The sequence below is a fragment of the Streptomyces sp. NBC_00690 genome, from assembly GCF_036226685.1.
Lineage (GTDB): Bacteria > Actinomycetota > Actinomycetes > Streptomycetales > Streptomycetaceae > Streptomyces.
This window is the reverse complement of record NZ_CP109009.1, coordinates 6,645,835-6,670,438: the sequence shown is the minus strand read 5'-3', so window position 1 is coordinate 6,670,438 and position 24,604 is coordinate 6,645,835. Positions and strand designations below refer to the sequence as shown.

Below are 24,604 nucleotides of genomic sequence, written 5' to 3'. Positions count from 1 at the left end.
TGCCTCAGCTCAGTTCGGTCTGGACCTGTGCCGAGATCAGCTCCAGATGGTCCAGGTCGTGGAGGTCGAGGAGCTGGAGGTAGATCCGGGAGGCGCCGATCTCTCCATAGCGCCCGATCTTGTCGACCACTTCGGCAGGCGAACCGGCCAGTCCGTTCGCCTTCAACTCATCCACCTCACGACCGATGGCGGCAGCCCTGCGCGCCACCTCCGCGTCGTCCCTGCCCACACAGACGACCAGGGCGTTGGAGTACACCAGGTCGTCGGGCCGACGCCCGACGGCCTCCGCGGCAGCACGCACCCGGCCGAACTGGCGCTCACTGTCCTCGATCGAGGCGAAGGGGATGTTGAACTCATCGGCGTACTGTGCGGCGAGCCGCGGTGTGCGGGTGGCGCCGTGACCACCGATCAGGACGGGCACCTTGCCCCCTACCGGCTTGGGCAGCGCGGGCGAATCGGTCAACTGGTAGTGCGTGCCCTCGTACGAGAAGGTCTTGCCGACCTCGGTGCCCCAGAGCCCGGTGACGATGGCCAACTGCTCCTCAAGGCGGGCGAACTTCTCCTTGGGGAAGGGGATTCCGTAGGCGCGGTGCTCCTCCTCGAACCAGCCTGCGCCCAGTCCGAGCTCGACCCGCCCGCCCGACATCTGGTCGACCTGTGCGACCTGGATCGCGAGGACTCCCGGCAGCCGAAACGTGCCCGCGGTCATCAGGGTGCCGAGCTTGATGCGTTCGGTCTCCCGGGCGAGACCGGCCAGGGTGATCCAGGCGTCGGTGGGACCGGGCAGCCCATCGGCTGACCCCATCGCCACATAGTGGTCGGAGCGGAAGAAGGCGTCGAATCCCAGGGCCTCGGTGGCCTGGGCAACGGTCAGCAAGGTGTCGTAGCTCGCGCCCTGCTGGGGTTCGGTGAAGATTCGGAGATCCATGTCCACCATCCTGCACCTTCGCATGCCGAGTGCCGCCAGCCCCCGCCGCCCGAACACTCAACGACGGCTCTGCGGGGTGAATTCCCTGCGGTCGACGGCCTGAGGTGCTGGTCAGAAGGGTCGACGGACGGGTGAGCACCGGTGCCGGGGGGCCTCCCCCCTCCCTCCCTCCCCTCCCTCCCCCGCCTCCCTCCCCGCGGTGCGGCCTGCTCACAGGCCCAGCCCACCATCCGGTGGGGACCAGAGAGCAGCCCCGCCCCGACTGCGCTCGTCGGGCCGTTCCCTCGACGCCAGGCCGCCGCGCGAACCGGCGCCCAGGCCGTCCACCCCGCACACGGGCCTGGTCTGTCGCACACCGCACCCGGCTGCTCCTCGTGGATCGGCCTCAGAGATCAGGCACAGCGATCAGGCACAGCGATCGGGCTCACACGCCAGGTCTGGAGGCCGAGCTGAGAGATCGGGCTCAGAGGTCACGTCCGAGGGTCGAGCTCAGAGGTCGAGCCCGGGGGTCGAACGGACGGTGCCCCGTCTCGTGCAGGGTCCGGTGCCACCGGCCGCACTTCCCCCGCCCGTCCCCGTTGCTGCCCTTCCCGCCATGGCTTCGACCGTCACCATGAACTCGCCGCCGAGTCCACGGTGCCGAGTCGCGCACAGTTTTCGCCCGCGGTTCCGGGTGAGCCCCGAGCACCCTGGAAGGCGCCACGCGCACCCGGCCGACGGCCGTCCTGCGGGCCTGCGGGGTCCGCTCCATGAGGGCGACCGGACAGCCCGGCGTCCACCGGGCCGGAACCACGTATCGAACCGGACCCGTTCCATGGGTCTGCGCTATCCGTCTGATGTGCCCCTGGGCCGGGGACGGGTGCACGAGAGGGACAGCCGCCGTCGATCTCCACCGGAGCCCTGCCGGCCCGCGGTCCCGCTCTGCCCCGGCTCGCATCAGGGGGTCTGCCGATGTCCCGATCGGCCAGTATCCGAAGCATCCCGGCAGCACGGTCGGTCGACTCATCCGCAGCGTCCACCGCTTCGATGCACTGCCAGTACAGCGCTTCCTGCCCCGTGGTGCAGGCGATGCCCACCAGGGCGATGCCGACGTCCTCCAAGAGGACGACCAGTGCCGTCAACGTCGCCCGGACGTCCGCCACACCCTTCAGTTGGGCGGCGCGGATCGCCCCGCTGCGCATGTCGGGCTGATCGAGAGCTCGCACCCCACGGGCGCCCGTCTCACAAAGAGCCCGCGCTTCGCCCCTCGCTTCAGCCGGTCCGTAGACCGCGAGCCAGGCTCCGATCGCTTGAGCGAGCGCCTGGGCCTGCCATGCCTCCGCCACCACGTCCCGTACCACCCGGCACTTCGCCAGGGCATTGCGGCTCACCGTCACGAGCCGTTCCGCATCCATGCACGCTGCCCCCGTTCATACGACTACTACCCTTTCAGTTCATTACCCAGAGTGAGGCTTGTTGAGCCTAAACACCAGGGGAATTCGGAAATCTGTGGACAGCTGGCCGATTGTGGATATCTCAATGACTCCATAGAGTGATATTTTCTTGATCAAAAGAAAATGCGGTCTGGACCAAGCGCTCCCCAGGCGCACCAAGCGCACCTCAAGGGGCGGGGAAACGTGACTCGTTGCGGTCGATCTTCTCGGAGAGCGCGGCCAATGCGTCCACCCCCAGGACATCGCAGAACTGGAGCAGGTAGGCGAGCACGTCCGCCACCTCGTCGCGCACCCGATGCGCCGATTCCTCGTCCTTCATCACCCGGGCCGACTGCTCCGGAGTGAGCCACTGGAAGATCTCCACCAACTCGGACGCCTCCACGCTGAGGGCGACCGCGAGGTTCTTCGGAGTGTGGAACGGACCCCACTGCCGCACCCGAGCAAAGTCGGCCAGTCTGCGTTGCAGACCCGCCACGTCCAGGTCGCGGGTCCCCCGATGCGGCCCCGTCGGACCGCCTTCGGCCGGCGCACCGAGATCAGGGGCGTCCGACCCGCCGGGCGAACGGTCCACACTCCAGGGTGCGGGCCCCTGCGGCGATCCTTCATCTCTCATCATGGCTCCAGATCTACCACCGTCACCCCTTCCACCCCCTGCGCGAAGCCGGCGTCGGCGACCGCCCCGACCAGCCGCACATGGCCCCGACCCGCCATCTCAGCGGCCAGCCTGACCAGTTCCCGCGCCTGCCTGCGATCCAGGCAACGGTCGAGGCCATCGGCGAGCACGGTCAGCGACTGGTACGCGTCGGGCACCTCCGTCACCTGATCCACCGCCAGCACTCCCGGGCCGGTCAGCAACACCAGGGCCAGGGCGAGGTAGCGCAACTCTCCGTCCCCGAGCCGACCCACCGGAGTGGCCCTCCCCTCCCCACGGGCCAGCAGCGCCCGCACCGTGCCGTCGGCCAACTCCTCCACGTGCAGCCCCGTGATCTCACCCGCGCACCCGGCGCGGACCGCCGCTGCCAGTCGGGCATGGCGCTGGGCGCACTGCCGCCGCGTTCGGTGGAGCACCTCAGCGAGGTTGTCGCAGCCCTGCCACAATCTGCCCTCTCCCACCGCCACGGGCCGTCGCATCCCGCGGGGCTGGGGGTCACAGGCGAAAGCCGAGCGCAGACCGAGCACCGTCTGCTCCGCCGCGGCCAGGACGTGTAACTGGCCATCGGTCTTGCCGGCCACGCGCAGCGGCAACAGGGAGGTGCCCAGCCGGTCGTCGGGAAGTGCCGCTCGGGTCACGGTGGACCGTCCGGACGTGTACCAGGCGCCCTCCACCCGGGATCGGCGCGGATCGCGCAGGGCGGTGGAGAAGAGTGTCCGACCGGCGCAGCTCAGCCGCTCGCCCACGATCCGCAGGGCGGGTTCCACCTGGACCGCGAGGTCGAGACGCACCGCCCCGGTCGGACCGTCGACCGTACAGCCGAGGCGAAAGCCCCTTCTGCCCTGTCCGTCGCCGCCCGCCCACTCGGGCACGCACAGGGCCGGGTCCGGGAAGACGTCCGGCAGTACATCGCCGGCCGCAAGGCGCCCCAGTGCCTCGTACGCCTGGAGGACGCTCGTCTTTCCGCTGCCGCTCGCCCCCGCCAGGAGCGTGAGCGAGGTGAGCGGCAAGGTGACGGCGCGATGGGCTCTGAAGGCGGAGAGCCGCAGCTCAGTGACTGTGGGTCGGAGGTCGTGGTCGCTGTCGGGAGAGATGTCCGTCGCCATGGGCGGGACGGTACGCAGCACTCAACGCGCCGAACCGTTCCGTCTCAGCGGCCTTCCTACGAACGGGGGACGGAGCGTGTGAAGGTGTCCGTCGTCTCCACGGTCCCGTCGACCTCGGTTCCTTCTGGGGTGAGCAGGAAGACGTTCCGGTCGACGCGGTGCATGGCGCTGCCCAGACCGAAGACGACGCCACTGGTGAAGTCAAGGATGCGCTTGGCCACATCGGTGTCCGCACCGGTGAGGTCGAGGAGTACGGGCGTCTGGCCCATGAGGTAGTCGGCCACTTCTCGGGCATCCGAGAAGACCTGCACCCTCAGCACGATGAACCGGCGCTGCGCTGCTTCGTATTCGCGTGGATCGGTGCGGTGGTCGGACCTCGACGGCCATTCATCTCGTCCGCGCAACGGGACGACCTGGGCCAGCCCCGCCCACTGCTCGTCGGTGACGTCGTACCTCTCGTACCTACTCATACCCGTATCCTCGTACCCCTCACCCGTTCGGACCAACACCGACACGGATGAGCGGCACATACATCGAAAAGGGCCCGTCCATCGCTGATGCGCAGGTGACGGCCGGGGCAATTGGCGAGTCAACCGTCATGACGGGCACGAGATCGGGCCCTTGGGCGACCCCTCCCGCAAGCACTGCCCGCCTTCTCGTCCCGACCCGAGTCGGTGGACGCGAAAGCCAGGGCGCAACCCACGATCGGCACTGACGGTACGTCAAAGTCTATGCCCTGCCGCACGCACGCGGGGCGGCCGTACCGGAATCCACCGCTTCCCCGAAGGGTGAACGCACGGGCCGGTACCCCGACATCTGGTAGATGGCCACTGCCTGTTCCCGGGCCCGTTGGGCAGCAGCGGGGTGCCCGCTCTGCTCCTGTGCCAGGGAGATGACGGCCTGGGCCTGCCCCTCCAGGAGCCGTAGTTGGGATGCCTGGGCCAGGGCGAGTGCTCCCGCCGCGTACCCCAGGGCCTCGTGATGGCGACGGGCCCCGACCGCGCAGACCCCGAGGCCGAGGAGGGCCATGGTCCGTCCCTTGAGATAGCCCATCTGCTCTGCGGTCCTGCGGGCGATGCGGAAATGTTCGAAGGCACGGGTGTACTCATGGCGGTGGTAGCGGGCGTGGCCGAGGGCCAGCATCGCATCGAGCTTGATCCTGGGGCGGCCCGACCTACGGCTCAGGCGGCAAGCGGCGAGCCCGTACCGCAGTGCGGCGAGGTCGTCCCCGCCCTCCGCTGCGATGAGCGCCAAAGCGCTGAAGGCGTCGCCTTCCCCTGCGAGGTTGCCGATGGCTTGGAACCCCTCCAGGGACTGTCTGGCCAGGCCCTCGGCCGTGCTGAGATCCCCCAGGTCGAGCGAGATCATCGCCAGGGTGGTGCTGATCCTGGCGATGCTGTCGGGGGCCGAGATCTGTCGGGAGATGGCCAGTGCACGGCGGCACAACTGCTCCGCCTCCACCAGTCGGCCCATCCCGTAGAGCACTTCGCTCAGGCCCTGGAGGGGCTGGTGCGGGGTGCGGCGCAGACCGCGGTCGATGCCGATGGACTGGGCGTAGAACTCGGCCGCGTGGCTGAGGAGTCCGAGGTCGGCCGAGACTCCGGCGAGGTTGGACAGGGCGACGGACTCGCACTCGCCCCAGCCAGAGCGCCGGGCCAACTCGATGGCCTGCTCGAAGTGGGTCCTGCTGAGCTCCAGACCGCCGAGTGTGAAGGTGACGAGGCCAAGGCTCTGCTGGGCCGCCGCCTGACCGCGTAGATCGCCCGCCTGTTGGGCGGCGCGGAGCGCGACCGTGGCCACCGCGGTCCATGTCTCGGCGTCCCTGCGGAGCCAGAAGTAGCCGCGCAGGGTGTCGGCGAGGATCCATACGGCGGGGTGGGGCTCGCCGACGGCCTCGGTCTCGATCAGTCGCACCAGTCCGGCCTGCTCCGCATCGAACCAGTCCGCTGCGGCCTGTGGATCGAGGAAGGTTTCGGGGCGGTCCTCGGGCGCCACCGGTTCGATGTCCAGCCGCAGGATCTGCGGATACAGGCTCCGAGCTGCGGCGTCCGCACAGGCCGTGTACCAGCGCAGCAATCGGCGGCGGGCCTCGCGATGGGCGGTGGCCGACTCCTCCGCGTCCGCGAGGAGTCGCGCGTACCACCAGATCAGATCGTGCAGCCGCAGCCGGTCCTGGCCGTTGCGCTCCACCAGGTGCTCGGCGAAGAGGCGGTCGATCACCCGGTGTGCGGCGCTGATCGAACGGCCCAGCAGCGCTGCGACGGCCGCTGCGGTGGTGACGGGACAGGGCAGCAGCCCCAGCGTTCGGAACGCCTCCTTGGCCTGCGGGTCCAGTCGGCGGTACGAGTGCTCGAAGGCCCTGCGGACCGCGGAGTCGGGGTCGCCGGCCACTGCGAGGCTCTCCAGCGGGTTGCCCGAGCGCATCTCCGCGACATGATCGGCGATCAGGCTCTGGGGGTGCAGGGCGAGATTGGCCGCGGCTATCCGCAGGGCGAGGGGGGTGCGGTCGCAGATGGCGACCAGATCGGCGAGGGCATCGGGCTCGGCCGCGGCGCGGGCGGGTCCGATGACGCTGCGCACGAGTTCTTCCGCGTCGTCAGCGGCGAGCGGACAGAGCGGGAGCATGGGGGCGCCGTGACTGACGATCAGCGCGCCCAGTCGGTTGCGGCTGGTGACCAGTGCGAGGCAGCCGGCTTCGTACGGAAGGAGTTGTCTGACCTGCTCGGCGGTCTCGGCGTTGTCGAGGACGACGAGCACCCGGCGTCCCGTCAGGGTGCGCTGGTAGAGCTCGGCCAGGGCGGGTACGTCGTGGGGCAGCTTCTGGTAGGGCACCCCGAGGGCCCGTAGCAGGCCGGACAGCGCCTCCTTGGGATTCATTGGGCTCTCGTCGCCGTGTCCGCGGAGGTTCAGGAAGAGCTGACCGTCGGGGAAGGCATCGGTGCTGCCGCGACACCATTGGAGGGCGAGCGCGGTCTTTCCGCTGCCTGCGGGGCCCACGATCATGACGACTCCGGAGCCGCCGCGTGCCAGCGATGCGAGCTGGGTCAGGCGCTCCAGTTCGTGTGCCCGGCCGATGAACGCGCCCGTCCGGGAACGGCGTTGCACGGATTCCGCAACCGGGCGGGTGGGCACCGGCCCCGGATCGGAGTGATCATCCACCCGATACGACAAGGAACCGCGCAGATCGGAATGGCTGGTTTGGGGTCGGTGGCTTACATCCTTTTCGACATGCTGTGCTCGGTCATGGTGGGTTTTGAGAGCCTTGGCCACAGTAGAAGCGGATATGGAAGCCGAACCCCTGTCGGAGTCCCGCACCTGCGCCGGCCCGGCCGCACCTCCTTCGACACCGCCGGCCGTACGGGCACGGGGTACGGAACCGGGGAGCCCTTGGTTGCCGCGGGCAGGTCCGTAGCGCTGCTGGGCTGCACGGACGGCATCCGGCAGTATCGGTCCGTCGAGCAGTTCGGGATCCGCCCGCAGGATCATCCCCTGGACGCGATTCAGATCGGCGCCCGGGTCGAGACCGAGGTCCTGGGCGAGCCTGGCCCGGGTCTCGTGGTAGACCTTCAGCGCCTCGCCACGGTGGTCGGCGCGGTAGAGGGCGATCATGCGGAGCATGGCGAGCCGCTCGTGGTGCGGGTACTCCGCCGTTGCCCGCGCCAACTCCTCCAGCAGGAGCCCCCGGTGGCCCAGGGCAAGCCGCGCCTCCGCCCGCTGGGTGACCGCCGAGAGGTATAACGCGTCCACGCCGGTGCCGAGCCGGCGCACGAGCCCCTCCGCTGCGGTACCGGCGAGCACCGGGCCACCCCAGTCGTCGAGTGCCAGATTGAGCAGCCGCAGCCGCTCATGCACGTCCTGCTCCCTTTCGGCGCGCTGCCACAGACGGCGGACGCGGTGCAGATCGACGGCTTCGGGGTCCCCGTCCACGAGGTATCCGTCATTGCCCCGGGACAGGAAGAACCCGTGCTGCTCGGCCCCCGCCGCCGTGAAGCGACCGCGCAGTCGCGAGACGTGGACCTGAAGACTGCCGCGTGCGCTGGACGGAGGGTCTTCCTCATCCCACAGGAGATCGACGAGCCGATGCGCCGGCACGACTCTTCCTATGTCGAGCAAGAGCAGTCCGAGCAACAGCCTTTCGCGACGGCGTCCGATCGGCAGAGCGACGTCCCGGGAAAGCCACTCCATCCTTCCCAGGATGCGGAAGTGCATTCCCCCGTTTGTCATGCCATGCATCTTCTGCAATCGATTGCCATGTGGCAAGCGATTGGCAAGGTCATGGCCAGGCGGTGGCTGGTGACCCCTGTCATCTTGCCAAAGTGCCCGGGCTTGAACGCGGGGGGCTTGGGCGGCAGGCCAGAGAAGGGTTCCATCAGTATGTCCTCCGAGATGTTCACCATGACCGCCCCAGGGCAGACCCCCTCCGACGCCACCGTCAGCCATCCGTCGGAACTGCCGCTGAGTCACATCAGCCAGAACCCCGATAATCCACGCGAAGCCTTGAGGGATTTGGAGTCGCTGACCACCAGCGTGCGGGAGATCGGTCTCGTCAACGCCATCACGGTCGCTTCCATCCAAGCCTATGTACGAGAGCGTCCGACCCGTGCGGTCGAACTCGACCCCAGCGCCCGGTATATCGTGATCGACGGTCATCGGCGCCTGGAGGCGGCCCGTCGGGCGGGGCTCACCCATGTCCGGGTCAGTGTCGACGACGCGCTCGTATCGACCGACCGGTCGCTCCTGGAGGCGGCCTTCGTCGCCAACGTCCACCGGGACGACATGAATCCGCTGGAACAGGCCCACGCACTCAAGAAGTTGGTGGAGTTCTACGGGTCCCAGAGCAAGGCGGCCAAGCGGCTCGGCATCGCCCAGTCGACGATCTCCTCCAAGCTGTCCGTCCTGGAACTCGGCCCGGAGCTCCAGGCCGATCTGCTCGCCGGACGTCGCAAGGTCGTCCATGTGCGCAATCTGTCCCGGCTCACCCCGCAGCAGCAGAAGCAGCGGGCTGATGCTCGGGCCGCGGCCACCGACTCCAGGTCCGGCGAACCCCGCTCGCTCACCTCTGCGAGCCATCCGGCTCCGACACCCATCCCGCACCAGCGCGCGACGATGACGATGCCGTGGGGGGACGGGGTCGCCTGTGCGGAGATCGCGATCTCACGGATGCGCCCGGCGGAACGGGCTCGCATGTTGCGCAGGCTGTGGCAGGAGGCCGAGAAGGAGTCCCGCGGCGCTCGGCTCATCACCCAACGGCGCGCCTGAGCCGGCACGGTCATCCCATGGGGTGCGGCGGCAGGCCCGTCGTACCCCGCGGGCCGGTCTGCTCGCCTCCCCCGACTCGACCATCAACGGGAGCAACCCGGGCACCGCGCCCGACAGTTCAGCAGCCGGACCTGGATCGGGGGAAACCGAACCATCCGACCACTCCGGGGAGAGCGGCCCGCGTCCGTACCTCTCCGGCAGTTGGGCACCTCCGTCCGAAGTCCCTGACCCGCTCCTCATCCGGAGCCGACCGAGCCGGTGCCGTACGCGGTGATCGACTCCGCCCGTACAAATCCTCCCGCTCCGAAAAGCACCAAGGCCGCGGCACCCTGGGGGTGCCGCGGCCTTGTGTCTGCGTGGGGAGCCACGGGCACCTTCTGAGCGGCGGGTGCTCCGCTGCACCCCCCACCGGCCGCCCTTGCCGTCGACCGACCCCCGCGCCTACCATCCGCTTGTCGTTTGATCTCACACGGAATGAAGGGCGACACCTCACAAGCGCCGGGGGCGGACACCATCCGGGTCGGCAGACGAGCCGGGTGATCCACGCACGGCCCAAAGGCACAGCGCCACCTCGGAATCGAACCGTTCCGTCGGGCGTTGCAGCGAGCGCCGGTGTCATCGAGCCGCGATCTGGCCGGCACCACCCTCCTGCCGACCGCCCGTCACCAGGAGGGCACGACCACCCCATGCCTCCCCCCACCCACCGGCGGCGCAACTCCTCACCCGGGCCCTGCGGTCCGCCTGTCGAGGACGCCCTGAGACCCCTTCCAGCAGGCTCGTGCCGCCTCTAGCCGACCGGGACCAGACGTGACCCTTCCCCGACCGCTGATCGCCATCCCCGCCCGCTTCGCCGTCTCCGCGTCCGCGGTGCGGTACGGGGCCGAAGTCAGCGCTCGGGCCCTGGTGGAAGCCGTCTGGCGGGCCGGCGGTGAGCCGGTCACCATCCATCCGTACGCGCCAGGAGGGTTCGCCTACGCAGCGGATGTGGCGGCCAGGTTGGCACGGTTCGACGCCGTGGTGCTCCCGGGCGGCGACGACCTCGCGCCACACCACTACGAGCAGCACGACGAGCTCAAGGAGCATGATCGGCCGACGCGAGCACCCGGGATGGACGATGAACAGGACGGGTTCGATCTCGAAGTCGCCCGCCAGGCACTACGCCTGGGTCGACCGCTGCTCGCGGTGTGCCGCGGGCTACAGATCGTCAACACCGTGCTCGGCGGGACCCTTCGACAGGGATTCGAGGGACCCGAGCGGGAACACCGGGACCTGGTGCACCCCGTGACGCTCCGTCCGGGCTCGCGGATCGCGCGCATCACCGGCGGCGAGAAGGCCGAGGTCTCCTGCTACCACCGGCTACGGGTGGACCGGCTCGGTGAAGGACTGCGCATCACCGCCCGGGCCGCCGACGGAACGCCCGAGGCGCTGGAACTGGTCGGTGCGCGGGAGTGGTTGACGGCCGTCCAGTGGCATCCCGAGGACACGGCGCACGAGGACCCGAACCAGCAGCGCATCTTCGACGCCCTGATCCAGGTGGCGGCTCCCTGATCCGCCTTCCCGGGCCCGACCGGGTTCACCATTCACCCGAAGCGGCGAATGCCGTTGGATGGGCGGGGCGTCGCCACGAGGGTGAGCCCGGCGCCGATGGGCGCTGGGCCCACGACGCCGGGCGACGTGTCGTCTTTCACCGATCGCTCATGCACCCCCGGGAAAGGGGGGTCCGGCGCTAGTCCTGCTTCTTCCGACGGGTACCGAAGACGATCTCGTCCCAACTGGGGACCGCCGCACGTCGACCTGGACGCACACCGTCCGCTTCCGCTTGACGATCCGTCGTACCCGTCAGTCGATCCCGATGTCCGGCAACCGACCGCGGCATCAGCACATCCGCATAGGCCGAGCCAGCGCCGGCCGAGGCAGCGGGCGCCACGGGCTCCTCCGCTTCGGGCTCCTGCTCCACCTCTTCAACGGTCTCCGACTGCACCACACGCTCGGGTACGACCATGTCGCCGCGGAAGCTGGGCACCGCTTCCAGCAGGCTGGTGAGCGAGTCCCGCTCACTGCTGCCGGCCTCTTCCGCCCCGACCGCGGGGCCGCCAGGACCGCCGGGGCGGTCGAGGGTGCGATCCAACGGCCGGTCGCGAGGCAGTCGGGCGATCCGGGGAACGAAGGGGAAACTCGGTTCCTGCGTACTGGTGATGGTGTCGTCGGTCTCGCCGATCAACGCCCGTGCCTCGTCGTCGACGGCCTGCACCAACCGCCTGGGCGGGTCGTAGGTCCAACTCGCCGAGTGCGGTTCACCGGCCACGCGATAGATGAGCAGCACCTCCCAGGTGCCGTCATCACGACGCCAGGAGTCCCAGAGGGTGGTGTCCTTCTCCGCGCCGCGCAGGGTGAGTCGCTCCTGGACCGCCTCGCCGAGCGGGGGTCCTGAGTTCTCACCGGGACGACGTACGGCGGTCTTTCGGGCGCGCTCGGCCATGAACGCACGCTCAGCGAGCACGGGGCCCTCGAAGCGGCGCACCCGCTCCACCGGAATGCCGGCGAGTTGGGCGACCTCTTCGGCCGAGGCTCCTGCACGTATCCGCGCCTGAATGTCTCGGGGTCGCAGGTGGCTCTCGACCTCGATCTCGATCTGCCCCAGCCGGGCACGATCGTTGCGCACCGCAGCGCGCAGCCGCTCATCGATCGGAAGCGTGTATTCCGTGCTATCCGCAGCTTTGAGCACCAGTCGTGTGCCGTCGTTGGAGACGGCCACGACACGCAGTTCGGGCATGGGGACCTCCCGGGTGGTGCCTGCCGACGTCACCTGTGCGTCGCTGCTTCCGCTAGTCGAGTGTGGCCTGCCCGGGTGCAGCCTGCCACAACCTTGCCGAGTTGCCCGGCGTGTCGGGCACAGGCCCTGGATCGCCGTTATGGCACGGTTACCTGTTAACCACTCAGCGTCACACTTCGTCACGCTGCGTGCAGACTTCCACGCGATATCGCGGCGTCGCCGGATCGAGCGCCACTTTCGGCCCCCTTCTTGAGATCAGGACTCCGCAAGGGAGACCCTGCCCAAGGTTCGCCACAGTACTCCATTCGGGCCATCCGAGTGGTCTGCCGCGCCGCTAACTTCGCGGCGCGTTCGCCACCTCACCGGCGGTACACGGGCAACAGGTGTCTTGATTCACAGAATCTTCCCAAAGGGAACTATTCGCACCTCCCATTTGTCACTCAGAGGTACGCAGAACGACAGAAGGGAAAGCAGGGGCTGAGGATGCATCAGAAGCCGGACACCGAAGAAGGCCGAACCCAAGGGCGCGAACGGAGGCTGGACCTGAGCGTCCCCCAGGTCGCGGGGAGCGCCCTCGCCGCGGTCACCGCGGCGGTGCTCGCCTCCAGGCTCGGGGTGTACGGCACCATCATCGGCGCCGGGGTGGTGAGCGTGGTCGCCACTTGTGGCGGCTCGGTCCTCCAGCACTTCTTCAGCCGTACTGGCGAGCAGTTGCGCGAAGTGACGGTCCAAGCCCGCCCGATGAGCCGGAAGGCGCCCGGGCGCACCGCGACTTCGGAGCCCGTACCGGACCGGACGGGGTGGACGTCCGCTCGGCCGGGTGAGTTCACGAGCGCGACCACCCATGGATCCCGGGTCCGGGGATGGAAGCGGCCCCTGATCGCCGCGGCCGTCGTCTTTGGGGTGGCGATGGGCGGGGTGACCGCGTACGAGGTGGCCTCAGGCTCCGAACTCAGCGGCGGTAAGGGCACCACCGTCGGCTCGGTGGTCGGCGGGAGCACCGAGCGGCGCGGCCCGGCGGACTTCCCGTCGCCCACGCCTGATGACTCCCGCGACGACCAGCCGCACGAGCCCCGGCAGAGCCCTGCGCCGGGGGGCGGCGCATCGCCCGGCCCGGACGACGACGAGACGAAGGCTCCGGAGCGTCCCGAAGGGGAGCCGAACGAGAGCACCGAGGAGGAAGGCTCACCCGACGGCGCACCCGGCACCGACGTGCCCGACGGATCGCCGCCGCCCTCCGGCCCGGCTCCGGCGCCCACGCCCCCGTCAGAAGGCAGGGTGCCCGCACCCGGGCCCTCCGCTCCCGCCGCCGGTACCGACACCGGTCGATGAACCCGGGCCGGGCCGCGGTCGATGAACCGGGGAGCCGTCGCCTCCGCTCAGGGTCCGAGCACCCGTCGCAGATGGTCGTTGCCGAACATCCGCTCGGGGTCGAGCCGGTCGCGTACGGCGGTGAACTCGGCGAACCGCGGGTAGACCCCGGCGAGGTACTCCGCATCGCGCGTGTGGATCTTGCCCCAGTGGGGCCGACCGCCGTGGGCGGTCATGATCCGCTCCACGGCGGTGAAGTAGGACCGGTGGGGCGTGCCGCGGTACAGGTGGACCGCGAGGTAGGCGCTCTCCCGGCCCGACGCGGTGGAGAGGGCGATGTCGTCGCCCGGAGCCGTCCGGACCTCGACGGGAAAGCTGATCTTCAAAGGTGAGCGTTCGATCATCGCTCTGACTTCGCGCAGCGCGTCCACGGCGGCCTCGCGCGGCAACGCGTACTCCATCTCCACAAAACGGACCCTACGGGGCGAGGTGAAGACCTTGTAGGGGATGTCCGCATAGGTGCGGGCGGACAGGGCGCGGCTGGAGAGTTTGGCGAGGGCCGGGATGACCGCCGGCACCGTCCGGCCGATCGAGTTGGCCACCTGGAACAGACCGTTCGACAGCAACTCGTCGTCGATCCACCCGCTGACGGCGCTGGGAGGAGCAGGTGGGCCCGCGCTGCGGTTGTTGCGCTTGGTGATGCAGTTGTCGGTGTGGGGGAACCAGTAGAACTCGAAGTGTTCGTTCTCGGTGTGGAGGGCGTCGAATTCGGCGGTGACCCGGTCGAAGGACATGGGTTCCTCCCGCGCCCGCAGCACGAAGACGGGTTCCACGGCCAGGGTGATGGCGGTGACGACGCCGAGCGCCCCCAGTCCGACTCGGGCGACCGCGAAGACCTCGGGGTGCTCGGTCGCTGAGCAGTGGAGCACCGTGCCGTCCGCCGTGACCAGTTCGAGTGCCGTGATCAGAGCGGCTATCGAAGCGGAGTCACGGCCGGTGCCGTGGGTGCCCGTGCTGGTGGCACCGGCGATCGTCTGCTCCATGATGTCGCCCATGTTGGCGAGGGAGAGTCCCTCCCGGGCCAGGGCCACGTTCAGCCGTTTCAGCGGCGTACCGGAGGCGACCGTGACGGTCATCGCGGCGCGGTCGATGTGCCGGATGCCGGTGAGGAGGTCGGGGCGGATCAGCAGCCCGTCGGTGTCCGCGATGGCGGTGAAGGAGTGCCCCGTACCGGCGGTCTTCACCCGCAGACCGTCCGAGGCGGCCCGGCGCACCGCGTCGACCACTTCGTCGGCCGATGCCGGGGTCACCTCGCGCGTCGGACGCACCGTCACGGTGCCCGCCCAGTTACGCCGTGGTCGTATCGCACTTCTCCGGCTGGCCGTGCTCATCGTCTTGCTGCTCCTCCCCTGTCGGGACCGGCCTCTTCAGCCGGCGGTACCCCAGCAACGCCACGGCGATCCCGACCGCCCCCGCGACCCCCGCGACCCCGTACGCCGCCTCCGCGCCCGCTGCGTCCACCGCCAAGCCCGCACCCGACGAGCCGAGGGCGATCCCGACCGCGAGACCGGTGCTCACCCAGGTCATGCCCTCGGTGAGCTTGCTGCGCGGTACGTGCGCCTCGACGAGGGCCATGGTGGTGACCATGGTCGGAGCGACGGCCAGACCTGCGATGAAGAGCGCAACGGCCAGGGATGTGAGGTTCCCGACCATTTGGAGGGGGATCATACTCACGGCCATGCCGCAGACCCCCACCAGCCACCGACGTTCGGGCGACCCCTTGAGGTGGAGCAGCCCGAAGACGAGCCCGGCGAGGCAGGAGCCGAGCGCGTAGACGGCGAGGACCAGGCTCGCCGCCGACTTGCGGCCCTCCTCGTCGGCGAACGCGACCGTGACCACGTCGACCGCTCCGAAGATCGCTCCGGTCGCCACGAAGGCCAGTACGAGGACCTGGAGTCCGGGCGAGCGGAGTGCGGACGCCTTGGTGTGCTCTTCGCGGGGGTGCGGCACCGGCTCGGTGGCCCGCTGGGCGGTCAGCCAGAAGACGCCGACCACGAGGAAGACGGTCGCCAACAGCGGACCCGCGGCCGGGAACCATGCCGTGGACAGTCCGATGGAGACGATCGGACCGAAGATGAAGCACAGTTCGTCGACGATCGACTCCCACGTGTACGCGGTGTGCAGTTCGCGCGGGGAGTGCCGGTAGATGGTCGCCCAGCGCGCCCGGATCATCGATCCGACGCTCGGCACACAGCCTGCGCCCGCCGAGAAGACGAAGAGGGTCCAGTCCGGGGCGCCGTTCTGGGCGCAGAGCAGCAGCCCGGAGACCGCCGCGACCGCCACCAGGGTCGCCGGACGCAGCACCCGGGCCTGGCCGTGGCGGTCGACGAGGCGGGAGATCTGCGGTCCGATGACGGCGGCGGACATCGCCAGGGTGGCCGCGAGCGCCCCCGCCAGCCCGTAGCGGCCGGTGAGCTGGGAAACCATGGTGACGACGCCGATGCCCATCATGGACAGGGGCATGCGGCCGAAGAAGCCGGCGGCGGAGAACCACTTGCTGCCAGGGGCGGCGAAGATGGCGCGGTAGGGACTGGGCAAGTGAGGCTCCGGTCAAGCGTAAGGATGGCGCTGACAGGTTACGCCCGGATATGTGGCCCGTACATCCGTATTCTGCGCACATCTCATCCGATCCAGGCGACTCGTCACTTGGTGATGCTTTTGCCCCCTGAAATCCTTTGATTCCTTGCCGGCGATGAGCCCGGCCGGTGCACTCCGGGAGTGTGACGTACGCCGATGCCTCCCTCGCCGTCGGGGCCGGCTGGGCGAGAGCCGCACGTGATCGGCGGCAGTGGCCGGGTACGGCGGGGTACGTCTTTCTCGCGCGCGGAAGGGTGGCAGGATCGGAGTCATGTCCGATGCGCTTGACCCCTCCCCCTACGACGCCCTGCTGCTGCTCTCCTTCGGCGGACCAGAGGGCCCGGACGACGTCGTCCCGTTCCTGGAGAACGTGACGCGCGGCCGGGGCATCCCCAAGGAGCGGCTCAAGGAGGTGGGCGAGCACTACTTTCTGTTCGGCGGCATCTCGCCGATCAATGAGCAGAACCGCGTCCTCCTGGACGCCCTGCGCAAGGACTTCGTCGACCACGGTCTGAACCTGCCGGTCTTCTGGGGAAACCGGAACTGGGCGCCCTATGTGACCGACACCCTGAGGGAAATGGTCCAGGAGGGTCACCGCCGTATCGCCGTCGTGGTGACCAGCGCCTATGCCTCGTACTCGGGGTGCCGGCAGTATCGAGAGGATCTTGCCGGGGCACTGGCCAGTCTGGAAGCGGAAGGGTTGACAGGGGTACGCGTCGACAAGCTTCGGCACTACTTCAACCACCCTGGCTTTGTACGCCCGCTGGTCGAGGGGGTGCTGAGGTCGCTCGCCGACCTCCCCGAGGACGTGCGCACCGGAGCCCATCTCGCCTTCACCACCCACTCGATCCCGGTCACGGCGGCCGACACCTCAGGTCCCGTGGAGGGGCACGGTGACGGTGGGGCCTATCTGCGTCAGCACCGGGAGGTGGCCGGGCTGATCGCCGATGCCGTACATCAGGAGACGGGCGTCGAGTACCCCTGGCAGCTGGTGTTCCAGTCGCGGAGCGGCCCACCGCACATTCCGTGGCTGGAGCCGGACATCTGCGATCACCTGGAGGAACTCCACGGTTCGGGGGCACCCGCGGTGGTGATGGTTCCCATCGGGTTCGTCTCCGACCACATGGAGGTCCTCTACGACCTCGACACGGAGGCGATGGCCAAGGCGGCGGAGTTGGGGCTCCCGGCCCGGCGGTCGGCGACGGTCGGGGCGGACCCCCGCTTCGCGGCGGCGCTGCGCGAGTTGGTCGTGGAACGGGCCGCCAGTGAGCGGGGTACGGCGGACGTGCGGCCCTGTGCACTGGGCTCGCTGGGGCCGTCGCACGATCTGTGCCCGCTCGGCTGTTGCCCTGGGCGAGCCCCCAAGCCGGCGGCTGCGGGCGCGGAGGAGCGCACGGGCTGATCTCGGAACGGGGTTCTTCGGACGGATCGAGGCCCCTCCGACACCCGTCGGCGCCACGGCTGTGGAGCGATCGACTCTGGTCGTTCCTCGCCCCGCCGAAGGGATTCACCGCTCGGTGCCTCAGCGCGAATGACGGCCTGACCGGGTCCGATCGGACCGCGCAAGGATTAGAAGGATCATCCCACCGGGTAAAGGAATCGCCGTGACCGACGCCAGCGACCCCCTCCTGTCCGAACTGTTGGATCTCGCCCTGGAGGCCGCCGGACGGGCGGGCGAACTCCTGCGCGACGGCCGCCCCGCCGATCTGGGGGTGGCCGCGACCAAATCGAGCCCCATCGATGTGGTGACCGAGATGGACATCGCCGCCGAGAAGCTCATCACCGGCTTCCTGTCGGAACGCCGGCCCGATGACGGTTTCCTCGGCGAGGAAGGCGCGTCCACCACCGGCACCAGTGGTGTCCGCTGGGTCATCGACCCGCTCGACGGCACGGTGAACTATCTGTACGGGCTGCCGACCTGGGCGGTCTCCATCGCCGCCGAGCGGGATGGGGCGACGCTCGTCGGAGTGGTCGAGGTGCCGATGCGCGGGGAGACCTGCCGGGCGGTGCTCGGTGGGGGCGCCTACATCAATGACAAGGCGGTGCGGTGCCGCCCCGCGGCCCCGCTCGAACAGTCACTGGTGGCCACCGGGTTCAACTACGTCGAGTCCGTCCGCACCCACCAAGCCGCCGTCGCCCACCAGCTAGTGCCCCGGCTCAGGGACATCCGACGCAGCGGCTCGGCGGCGGTGGATCTCTGCGATGTCGCAGCCGGCCGGCTGGACGGCTACTACGAGCGCGGACTGCATCCGTGGGACCTCGCCGCGGGCGATCTCATCGCACGTGAAGCCGGGGCGCACACGGGCGGCCGACCCGGTCAGCGACCGTCGTACGACCTCACCGTCGCGGCGAGCCCGGGTGTCTTCGAACCGCTCCAGGGCCTGCTGGAGGAGTTCGGCGCCTGGCACGACTGAGGTCGGCGCTCTTCTGACACGAGCCTCACACCGGCCTGGCACGGGCATGGCGCCAACCTGGCACGGACCTGACACAGACGGCAGCGGCCGGGCCCAGCCAGCCCCACAGGGCCCACCACGGGCCCCAGGAGCCACGCAGGCCCCCGGGGGGTACCCGGGCGCGGCCCTGTGGCCAGGAGGCGGCCAGAACGCCAGGGACCCCCGTCGAATCGAGACGGGGGTCCCTGGCGTGCCAGGGTGCGGCCTACTAGGCCGCACGTACCTCCACACCGTGTTCGGCAGCCAACCGGTGGAGGTCTTCCAGCTCCTCCTGCTCGACCTCGGCCAGGAACTCGTCACCCGTCTCCCGGGCCAATGTGAGGTCCGTCTCCGCGGCCTTGATGCGCTGTAGCAGTCCTGCGGTAAATGCGTCCATGTGCGCCCCCTCGTCGTGGGTCGGTGGCACGGGGGTGTGCCTCGGGGTCCCCCTGCCGCAGCAGGGAGCGGGGTGATTGATCACCTTTGGCCGAAGGGCCGGGTTTGTGGCGTTGCCACGTCCAACGTCGCCGCCACTGGCAGGGCGTGATCTCGGGATGTCTAAGCGTCCTCCCCCAAGCGCTCACGGGGGAAACCTCAACTGGCCCGAGAAACGGGTCAATTCCCCGGGCCCCGCTCCGGCTGCACGGGGGCGCTCTCGCCTTACCGCCGGTTTACGCGCGTAACGGGCAGGATGGAGGCGCACAGCACGTGCAAAACGCTGCCCTGATCATGGCTGACGGGCCCGGAGGAAGGAAACGAGACGTGCGCGTACTCGTCGTCGAGGACGAGCAGCTGCTCGCCGATGCGGTGGCCACCGGACTGCGCCGGGAGGCGATGGCCGTGGACGTCGTGTACGACGGTGCGGCGGCACTGGAGCGCATCGAGGTGAACGACTACGACGTGGTCGTCCTCGATCGCGACCTCCCCCTGGTCCACGGTGATGACGTCTGCCGCAAGATCGTCGAGCTCGGCATGCCGACCCGGGTCCTGATGCTGACGGCCTCAGGCGATGTCAGCGACCGGGTGGAGGGGCTGGAGCTGGGCGCGGACGACTACCTGCCCAAGCCCTTCGCCTTCACCGAGCTGATCGCCCGGGTGCGCGCGCTGGGCCGGCGCACCACGGTGCCCCTGCCCCCCGTGCTGGAGCGGGCGGGCATCAAGCTCGACCCCAACCGACGCGAGATCTTCCGCGACGGCCGCGAGATCCAACTCGCACCCAAGGAGTTCGCCGTCCTGGAGGTCCTGATGCGCAGCGAGGGTGCGGTGGTCTCGGCCGAGCAGCTGCTGGAGAAGGCGTGGGACGAGAACACCGACCCCTTCACGAACGTGGTCCGGGTGACCGTGATGACGTTGCGCCGCAAGCTCGGGGAGCCGCCGGTGATCGTCACCGTTCCCGGCTCGGGATACCGGATCTGAGCTGCGGTGGCCGCAACCCCGCCGCATCCGTCGGCGCCCCCGAAACCGACCTGGGACCCTCGTGACCCGGTCCGCCCGTTGCTGCGTCCGACGATCCGGATACGGCTGACCCTGCTGTACGGCGGGATGTTCCTGATCGCGGGCGTGCTGTTGCTGTCGATCATCTATCTACTGGCGGCCCAGGCACTGCACTCGGGGAACGCGCTGCCGTTCAAGCTGCTCCCCGAGAGCACGATCGAGCTCACCGCCAACTCCTGCCCGGCACTGCGGCACGACCTCTCGGCCGATCAGGCCAACGCGGTCCTCAAGGAGTGCTTCGCCCGGCAACGCGAGGTGGCGCTGGACGATCTGCTGCGCCGTTCGCTCTTCGCCCTGTTGGGCCTGAGCATCATCGCCTTCGCCTTCGGTTACGCGATGGCGGGCCGGGTGCTGTCGCCGCTCGGGCGCATCACCCGTACCGCCCGACAGGTCGCCGGATCGGACCTGACGCGCCGGATCGAGCTGGACGGCCCGGACGACGAGCTCAAAGAGCTGTCGGACACCTTCGACGAGATGCTGGACCGGTTGCAGCGGGCCTTCACCGCCCAGCAGCGGTTCGTCGCGAACGCGTCCCACGAGCTGCGTACGCCGCTCGCGATCAACCGCACCCTGCTGGAGGTCCACCTCTCGGACCCCGGTGCACCCATGGAGCTCCAGCAGCTCGGCAAGACGCTGCTGGCCACCAACGAGCGCAGCGAACAGCTGGTGGAAGGACTCCTGCTGCTCGCCCGCAGTGACAACCAGACCTTCGAACGCAAGCCGGTGGACCTGGCCGAGGTGGCCACCCGTGCGATCGACCAGACCCGGTCGGAGGCCGACAGCAAGGGTGTGGAGATCCGCGGCGAGTACGCCGAGGCCGTGGTCCAGGGCAATGGAGTGCTGCTGGAGCGGATCGCACTGAATCTGGTGCAGAACGCCGTGCGGTACAACATCCCGGAGGACGGTTGGGTCGAGGTGACCACCGAGACCGCGGCGGGGCAGGCGATCCTCGTCGTGTCGAACACGGGCCCCGTGGTCCCCGCATACGAGATCGACAACCTGTGGGAGCCATTCCGCCGGCTCCGACAGGAGCGCACGGGGAGTGACAAGGGGGTGGGACTGGGGTTGTCGATCGCCCGATCGGTGGCCAGGGCCCACGGGGGACGTATCATCGCGGAGCCTCGCGAGGGCGGAGGGCTCGTGATGCGCGTCACACTTCCTATCTAGACCGTGTTTCGCGTCGCACGACTTCGTTCGCTTTACGCGGAATTTTCAGGACCCGTTCCCGGCTTGCACATGTGGGATCGATCACAGAGATGGCTTTCCGGCCATCTACTCTCCGTGATCAAGGGACCCTCCAGAAAGCCGGGAAAAGTCCGGGTTTCCCGGGGTCGAGATCACGGGAAGTACACGGGGTGGCGCCCGTGAGCTGCGACATTTGGATCGTGTACGGTCCCCTTCGCCATCCAACCTGATCACCATCGGGGAATCCGGTTGGGTGTCGATTGAGTAACAGACCTTGATGTGAGGCAAAATCTCCGCCTCAGGTCGGGCACAAGTCCGGCCTCTCACGCGTTACGTGCGCTGGAGACACCGAAATCACCCAGAGGGGGAGAGCGACATGGCAACGGATTACGACACCCCACGTAAGACCGATGACGACGTCGATTCCGACAGCCTTGAAGAGCTGAAGGCACGACGGAACGACAAGTCGACATCTACGGTCGACGTCGACGAGTTCGAAGCAGCAGAGGGCATGGAGCTGCCCGGCGCGGACCTTTCCAATGAGGAACTGGCCGTCCGGGTGCTGCCCAAGCAGGCCGATGAGTTCACCTGCATGAGCTGCTTCCTCGTACACCACCGCAGTCAGCTGGCCCGTGAGAAGAACGGCCAGCCGATCTGCCGCGACTGCGACTGAGGTCCGGTCGGCTGTGGCAGGCGAGACACCGTCCAGGAAGCGACGCTTCCGACGTCAGAAGCCGTCGGAGGCGCCCGCAGAGGCGTACCCGGGCGGTACGGGACCGGACGAGGGCAGTACGCCCTCCGACACGGACTCGTCCGCCCTCCTGCCCTACGGTGCGGGAGAAGGCGGGCGAGACACTTCAGCCTCGCTCGAAGCACTCCCGCGCGACACGGCTGACCGGCCCCACGGGTCGAGTCGGCCGGGGCGGCTGGCCTCCGTGCGCAACGGCGTGCGGAGAAGCAGCGAGGGCGCCAAGGCGGCCGTGGGCTACATCGCCGACCGGATCATCGAGAACGCACCGCGCGTGCCGGTGCGTGACCTCGCGACCCTGCGAGGGCAATTCCCCGGACTGGGTCCCGAACAGCTTGCTGACAAGCTGGTCGCGGGCGCGTCCAACGCCACGGCGACGGTGGGCGCGGGTGTGGGCGCTGCCGCGATGCTGCCCGTACCGCCCGCAATGCCCGCTGAGCTGGCGGCAGAGATCACCGGCGTTGCCGCGATCGAGCTCAAGCTGATCGCCGAACTACACGAGGTCTATGGCCTGAGGCCCCCGGGCAATCTCAAAGAACGCAGCAGCGCCTATCTGGCCGCCTGGTCGGACGAGCGCGGCGTCGACGTGACCAAACCGTCGACGTACAAGAACGCCGCCATGAGCGGCGGGCTCAAACGCGAGCTGCGCCAACAGATCATGAAGCGGATGATCCGCAACCTCCCCAACCTGATTCCGTTCATGGTGGGCGCGGCGGTCGGTGCCGTGATGAACCGCCGGGACACCCGGCACCTCGCGGACCGGATCCGCAAGGATCTCCGTACGCGGCAGGTCCCGTGGGACGCACTGCCGTCGCTACCGCCGCTGGAGCAGCCCGCGCAGCCCCTGGAACACCTGAAGAAGCCCTACGAGTTGGAGGGCTGAGCCACTCCGCCGGACGGCGAGGGCAAGGAGCCGGCATCGAGATCGACGCCCGGCACGACCGGGCGGTCCGCGGCCCCGAGAGCGGCCCGGACCGGTTCGGTCAGGCGCCGCGAAGGGCGTCGGCCAGCCCCTGTGGATCACGGGTCGAGAGATAGACGTACGGCGTCGGGTCGGCCGGATCGGTGATCTCGATCCGCAGGGCCGTGGGGATGTAGCTGCGCAGCAGCATGAAGGCCCGCGGATCCGCCTTGTAGGAGCGCCAGGCGACCGCTTCCTGGGCGTCCAGGACTTCCGGCTCCCCCAGCGCACTCAGCGGAATGCGGGCGTCCCCCACGATCAGCGACCCGGTGACCACCCGGATCCGAGCGGATCCGTAGGAGCTCACCAGGACCGCGGTCAGCAGTGCACCGCCGGCCAGACCGCCGAGCATGGGAAGGACACCGAGGGGGAGTGTGACCAGACCGCCCGAGATGCCGGCCAGCAGGGTCAGGGCCCACCAGGTGGGCGGAGCGGTCAGACGTTCTTCGTAGCGCACGGCCGTGGCGCCAGGGGCGGAGGGCTGCATGCCGACTAGCTTGGCACGGTGCGGCTGCGGGCCGGCCACGCGGGTAAGGTCTGCGCCTGTGAGCACTGAGAATTCCCGGGGGTCGAGTCCCAGCCATCCGGCCATGGTCCCCCCGGCCGACGCCATACCTCCGGTGCGGCACCCCGACGCCCCCGCCCCCGGTGAGCTGCTCGGCTCGCACTACGACCACTGCTTCGGTTGTGGAGAGGCCCAGCCGCACGGTCTGCATCTGCAAGCGCGGGCGGGTGACGGTGTGAGCATCACCGCCGAGTTCACCGTACGGCCGGCGCACCAAGGGGCACCGGGACTGGCACACGGCGGGGTCCTGACATCCGCACTGGACGAGACGCTCGGGTCGCTGAACTGGCTGTTGCGGACGATCGCCGTCACCGGTCGGCTGGAGACGGACTTTGTGCGGCCCGTGCCGGTGGACACCCAACTCTTCCTCCAGGCGGAGGTCACAGCGGTCGCCGGTCGGAAGATCTACTCCAGTGCCGTGGGCCGTATCGGCGGCCCGGACGGACCCGTCGCCGTACGCGCCAAGGCCCTCTTCATCGAGGTCAAGGTCGACCACTTCATCGACAACGGCCGGTCGGCGGAGATCCAGGCCGCCATGTCCGACCCCGACCAGATCCGACGCGTACGCGCTTTCGAGGTGAATCCCTGATGTCCCGCACGTCCGACCACAACAGCCCCGTGGACCTGCTGATCCGTCGAGTGGACCCGGAGGTGCCGCTGCCCTCGTACGCGCACCCCGGGGACGCGGGTGCGGATCTCGTCACCTGTGAGAGCGCCGAGCTCGCTCCCGGTGAGCGCGTTGTGCTGCCGACCGGGGTCGCCATCGCGCTTCCCGACGGGTACGCCGCCTTCGTCCATCCGCGCTCCGGACTGGCGGCCCGCTGCGGCGTAGCACTCGTGAATGCCCCGGGGACGATTGATGCCGGGTACCGTGGGGAGATCAAGGTGATCGTGGTCAATCTCGACCCGCACGAGACGGTGCGGTTCGAGCGATTTGACCGGATTGCCCAACTGGTTGTCCAGCAGGTCGAGAAGGTGCGCTTCCACGAGGTGGCGGAGCTTCCCGGCTCGGCACGGGCCGAGGGGGGCTTCGGGTCCACCGGCGGTCATGCCGCTGTGGACGGCTCAACGGGTGGGAATCGATACGCTTCCGTCGTATCCGACCGGGAAGGACAGTGAC

Annotated in this window: 21 protein-coding genes and 1 pseudogene; 11 read left to right on the top strand and 11 right to left on the bottom strand. The window is 69.2% G+C overall.

Annotation, left to right across the window (positions count from 1 at the left end):
• Nucleotides 1–4 precede the first annotated feature (4 nt).
• The 6 genes and pseudogenes from OID54_RS29205 to OID54_RS29180 form a co-directional block, all read right to left on the bottom strand.
• Entirely contained in the window at nucleotides 5–928 is a 924-nt protein-coding gene (locus OID54_RS29205; protein WP_329024311.1) for an LLM class F420-dependent oxidoreductase, read from the bottom strand.
• Between the two features lie 902 nt (nucleotides 929–1,830).
• A pseudogene (locus OID54_RS29200) lies at nucleotides 1,831–2,322 on the bottom strand (DUF6099 family protein); the annotation flags it as partial.
• Between the two features lie 205 nt (nucleotides 2,323–2,527).
• The gene (locus OID54_RS29195; protein WP_329027855.1) at nucleotides 2,528–2,842 is read right to left on the bottom strand and encodes a nucleotide pyrophosphohydrolase; all 315 of its coding nucleotides are present in this window, start codon (nucleotides 2,840–2,842) and stop codon (nucleotides 2,528–2,530) included.
• A gap of 131 nt (nucleotides 2,843–2,973) precedes the next feature.
• Nucleotides 2,974–4,119 carry an ATP-binding protein gene (locus tag OID54_RS29190; protein WP_329024309.1) on the bottom strand — a complete coding sequence of 382 codons (1,146 nt, stop codon included), beginning with the start codon at nucleotides 4,117–4,119 and terminating at the stop codon, nucleotides 2,974–2,976.
• A 56-nt stretch (nucleotides 4,120–4,175) separates the two neighbouring features.
• Nucleotides 4,176–4,589, bottom strand: a complete 414-nt coding sequence (locus OID54_RS29185; protein ID WP_329024307.1) for a cell division protein SepF — start codon at nucleotides 4,587–4,589, stop codon at nucleotides 4,176–4,178.
• 259 nt (nucleotides 4,590–4,848) lie between these two features.
• Nucleotides 4,849–8,304 (bottom strand): AfsR/SARP family transcriptional regulator, encoded by a 3,456-nt coding sequence (locus tag OID54_RS29180; protein WP_329024306.1) that lies wholly within the window; start codon nucleotides 8,302–8,304, stop codon nucleotides 4,849–4,851.
• 189 nt (nucleotides 8,305–8,493) lie between these two features.
• Between OID54_RS29180 and OID54_RS29175 the strand changes: the two genes are divergently transcribed.
• On the top strand, nucleotides 8,494–9,378 hold the full coding sequence (locus tag OID54_RS29175; RefSeq protein WP_329024303.1) for a ParB/RepB/Spo0J family partition protein: 885 nt from the start codon (nucleotides 8,494–8,496) through the stop codon (nucleotides 9,376–9,378).
• A gap of 807 nt (nucleotides 9,379–10,185) precedes the next feature.
• Nucleotides 10,186–10,926: a gamma-glutamyl-gamma-aminobutyrate hydrolase family protein gene (locus OID54_RS29170; RefSeq protein WP_329024301.1), complete on the top strand. Its 741-nt coding sequence runs from the start codon at nucleotides 10,186–10,188 to the stop codon at nucleotides 10,924–10,926.
• 178 nt (nucleotides 10,927–11,104) lie between these two features.
• Here OID54_RS29170 and sepH read toward each other — a convergent pair whose 3' ends face one another.
• Nucleotides 11,105–12,184: a septation protein SepH gene (gene sepH / locus OID54_RS29165; protein WP_329024299.1), complete on the bottom strand. Its 1,080-nt coding sequence runs from the start codon at nucleotides 12,182–12,184 to the stop codon at nucleotides 11,105–11,107.
• Between the two features lie 450 nt (nucleotides 12,185–12,634).
• Here sepH and OID54_RS29160 point away from each other — a divergent pair, with 450 nt between their 5' ends.
• Complete coding sequence (locus OID54_RS29160) at nucleotides 12,635–13,483, top strand: hypothetical protein (protein ID WP_329024297.1); 849 nt, start codon at nucleotides 12,635–12,637, stop codon at nucleotides 13,481–13,483.
• 47 nt (nucleotides 13,484–13,530) lie between these two features.
• Here the strand turns inward: OID54_RS29160 and OID54_RS29155 are convergent, their stop codons facing one another.
• Both OID54_RS29155 and OID54_RS29150 read right to left on the bottom strand, forming a co-directional pair.
• A complete protein-coding gene (locus tag OID54_RS29155) occupies nucleotides 13,531–14,853 on the bottom strand; it encodes a D-arabinono-1,4-lactone oxidase (protein ID WP_329024296.1) in 1,323 nt (440 codons plus the stop codon).
• Entirely contained in the window at nucleotides 14,810–16,060 is a 1,251-nt protein-coding gene (locus OID54_RS29150) for an MFS transporter (protein ID WP_329024294.1), read from the bottom strand. Before OID54_RS29150 ends, OID54_RS29155 begins: the two co-directional genes overlap by 44 nt.
• A 310-nt stretch (nucleotides 16,061–16,370) precedes the next feature.
• Between OID54_RS29150 and OID54_RS29145 the strand changes: the two genes are divergently transcribed.
• Both OID54_RS29145 and OID54_RS29140 read left to right on the top strand, forming a co-directional pair.
• The gene (locus tag OID54_RS29145) at nucleotides 16,371–17,501 is read left to right on the top strand and encodes a ferrochelatase (protein ID WP_329024292.1); all 1,131 of its coding nucleotides are present in this window, start codon (nucleotides 16,371–16,373) and stop codon (nucleotides 17,499–17,501) included.
• A 202-nt stretch (nucleotides 17,502–17,703) separates the two neighbouring features.
• Nucleotides 17,704–18,513 carry an inositol monophosphatase family protein gene (locus tag OID54_RS29140; RefSeq protein ID WP_329024290.1) on the top strand — a complete coding sequence of 270 codons (810 nt, stop codon included), beginning with the start codon at nucleotides 17,704–17,706 and terminating at the stop codon, nucleotides 18,511–18,513.
• 247 nt (nucleotides 18,514–18,760) lie between these two features.
• On the opposite strand, the gene OID54_RS29135 is transcribed toward OID54_RS29140, so the two are convergent.
• Nucleotides 18,761–18,928 carry a hypothetical protein gene (locus tag OID54_RS29135; protein ID WP_329024288.1) on the bottom strand — a complete coding sequence of 56 codons (168 nt, stop codon included), beginning with the start codon at nucleotides 18,926–18,928 and terminating at the stop codon, nucleotides 18,761–18,763.
• Nucleotides 18,929–19,293: 365 nt separating this feature from the next.
• On the opposite strand from OID54_RS29135, the gene OID54_RS29130 reads away from it, so the two are divergent.
• The 4 genes from OID54_RS29130 to OID54_RS29115 all read left to right on the top strand — a co-directional run bounded on the left by OID54_RS29130 (nucleotide 19,294) and on the right by OID54_RS29115 (nucleotide 22,841).
• Complete coding sequence (locus OID54_RS29130; RefSeq protein WP_329024286.1) at nucleotides 19,294–19,947, top strand: response regulator transcription factor; 654 nt, start codon at nucleotides 19,294–19,296, stop codon at nucleotides 19,945–19,947.
• A 6-nt stretch (nucleotides 19,948–19,953) separates the two neighbouring features.
• A complete protein-coding gene (locus OID54_RS29125) occupies nucleotides 19,954–21,192 on the top strand; it encodes a sensor histidine kinase (RefSeq protein WP_329024284.1) in 1,239 nt (412 codons plus the stop codon).
• A 394-nt stretch (nucleotides 21,193–21,586) separates the two neighbouring features.
• The gene (locus OID54_RS29120) at nucleotides 21,587–21,883 is read left to right on the top strand and encodes a DUF4193 domain-containing protein (protein WP_005310959.1); all 297 of its coding nucleotides are present in this window, start codon (nucleotides 21,587–21,589) and stop codon (nucleotides 21,881–21,883) included.
• A 13-nt stretch (nucleotides 21,884–21,896) separates the two neighbouring features.
• Complete coding sequence (locus OID54_RS29115) at nucleotides 21,897–22,841, top strand: hypothetical protein (protein ID WP_329024282.1); 945 nt, start codon at nucleotides 21,897–21,899, stop codon at nucleotides 22,839–22,841.
• A 100-nt stretch (nucleotides 22,842–22,941) separates the two neighbouring features.
• Here the strand turns inward: OID54_RS29115 and OID54_RS29110 are convergent, their stop codons facing one another.
• Nucleotides 22,942–23,406: a DUF3093 domain-containing protein gene (locus OID54_RS29110; protein WP_329024280.1), complete on the bottom strand. Its 465-nt coding sequence runs from the start codon at nucleotides 23,404–23,406 to the stop codon at nucleotides 22,942–22,944.
• Between the two features lie 103 nt (nucleotides 23,407–23,509).
• On the opposite strand from OID54_RS29110, the gene OID54_RS29105 reads away from it, so the two are divergent.
• Both OID54_RS29105 and dut read left to right on the top strand, forming a co-directional pair.
• Nucleotides 23,510–24,073: a PaaI family thioesterase gene (locus OID54_RS29105; protein ID WP_329027853.1), complete on the top strand. Its 564-nt coding sequence runs from the start codon at nucleotides 23,510–23,512 to the stop codon at nucleotides 24,071–24,073.
• Nucleotides 24,073–24,603 (top strand): dUTP diphosphatase, encoded by a 531-nt coding sequence (dut, locus tag OID54_RS29100; RefSeq protein ID WP_329024278.1) that lies wholly within the window; start codon nucleotides 24,073–24,075, stop codon nucleotides 24,601–24,603. The genes OID54_RS29105 and dut overlap by 1 nt, the downstream gene beginning before the upstream one ends.
• Nucleotide 24,604: the final 1 nt, after the last annotated feature.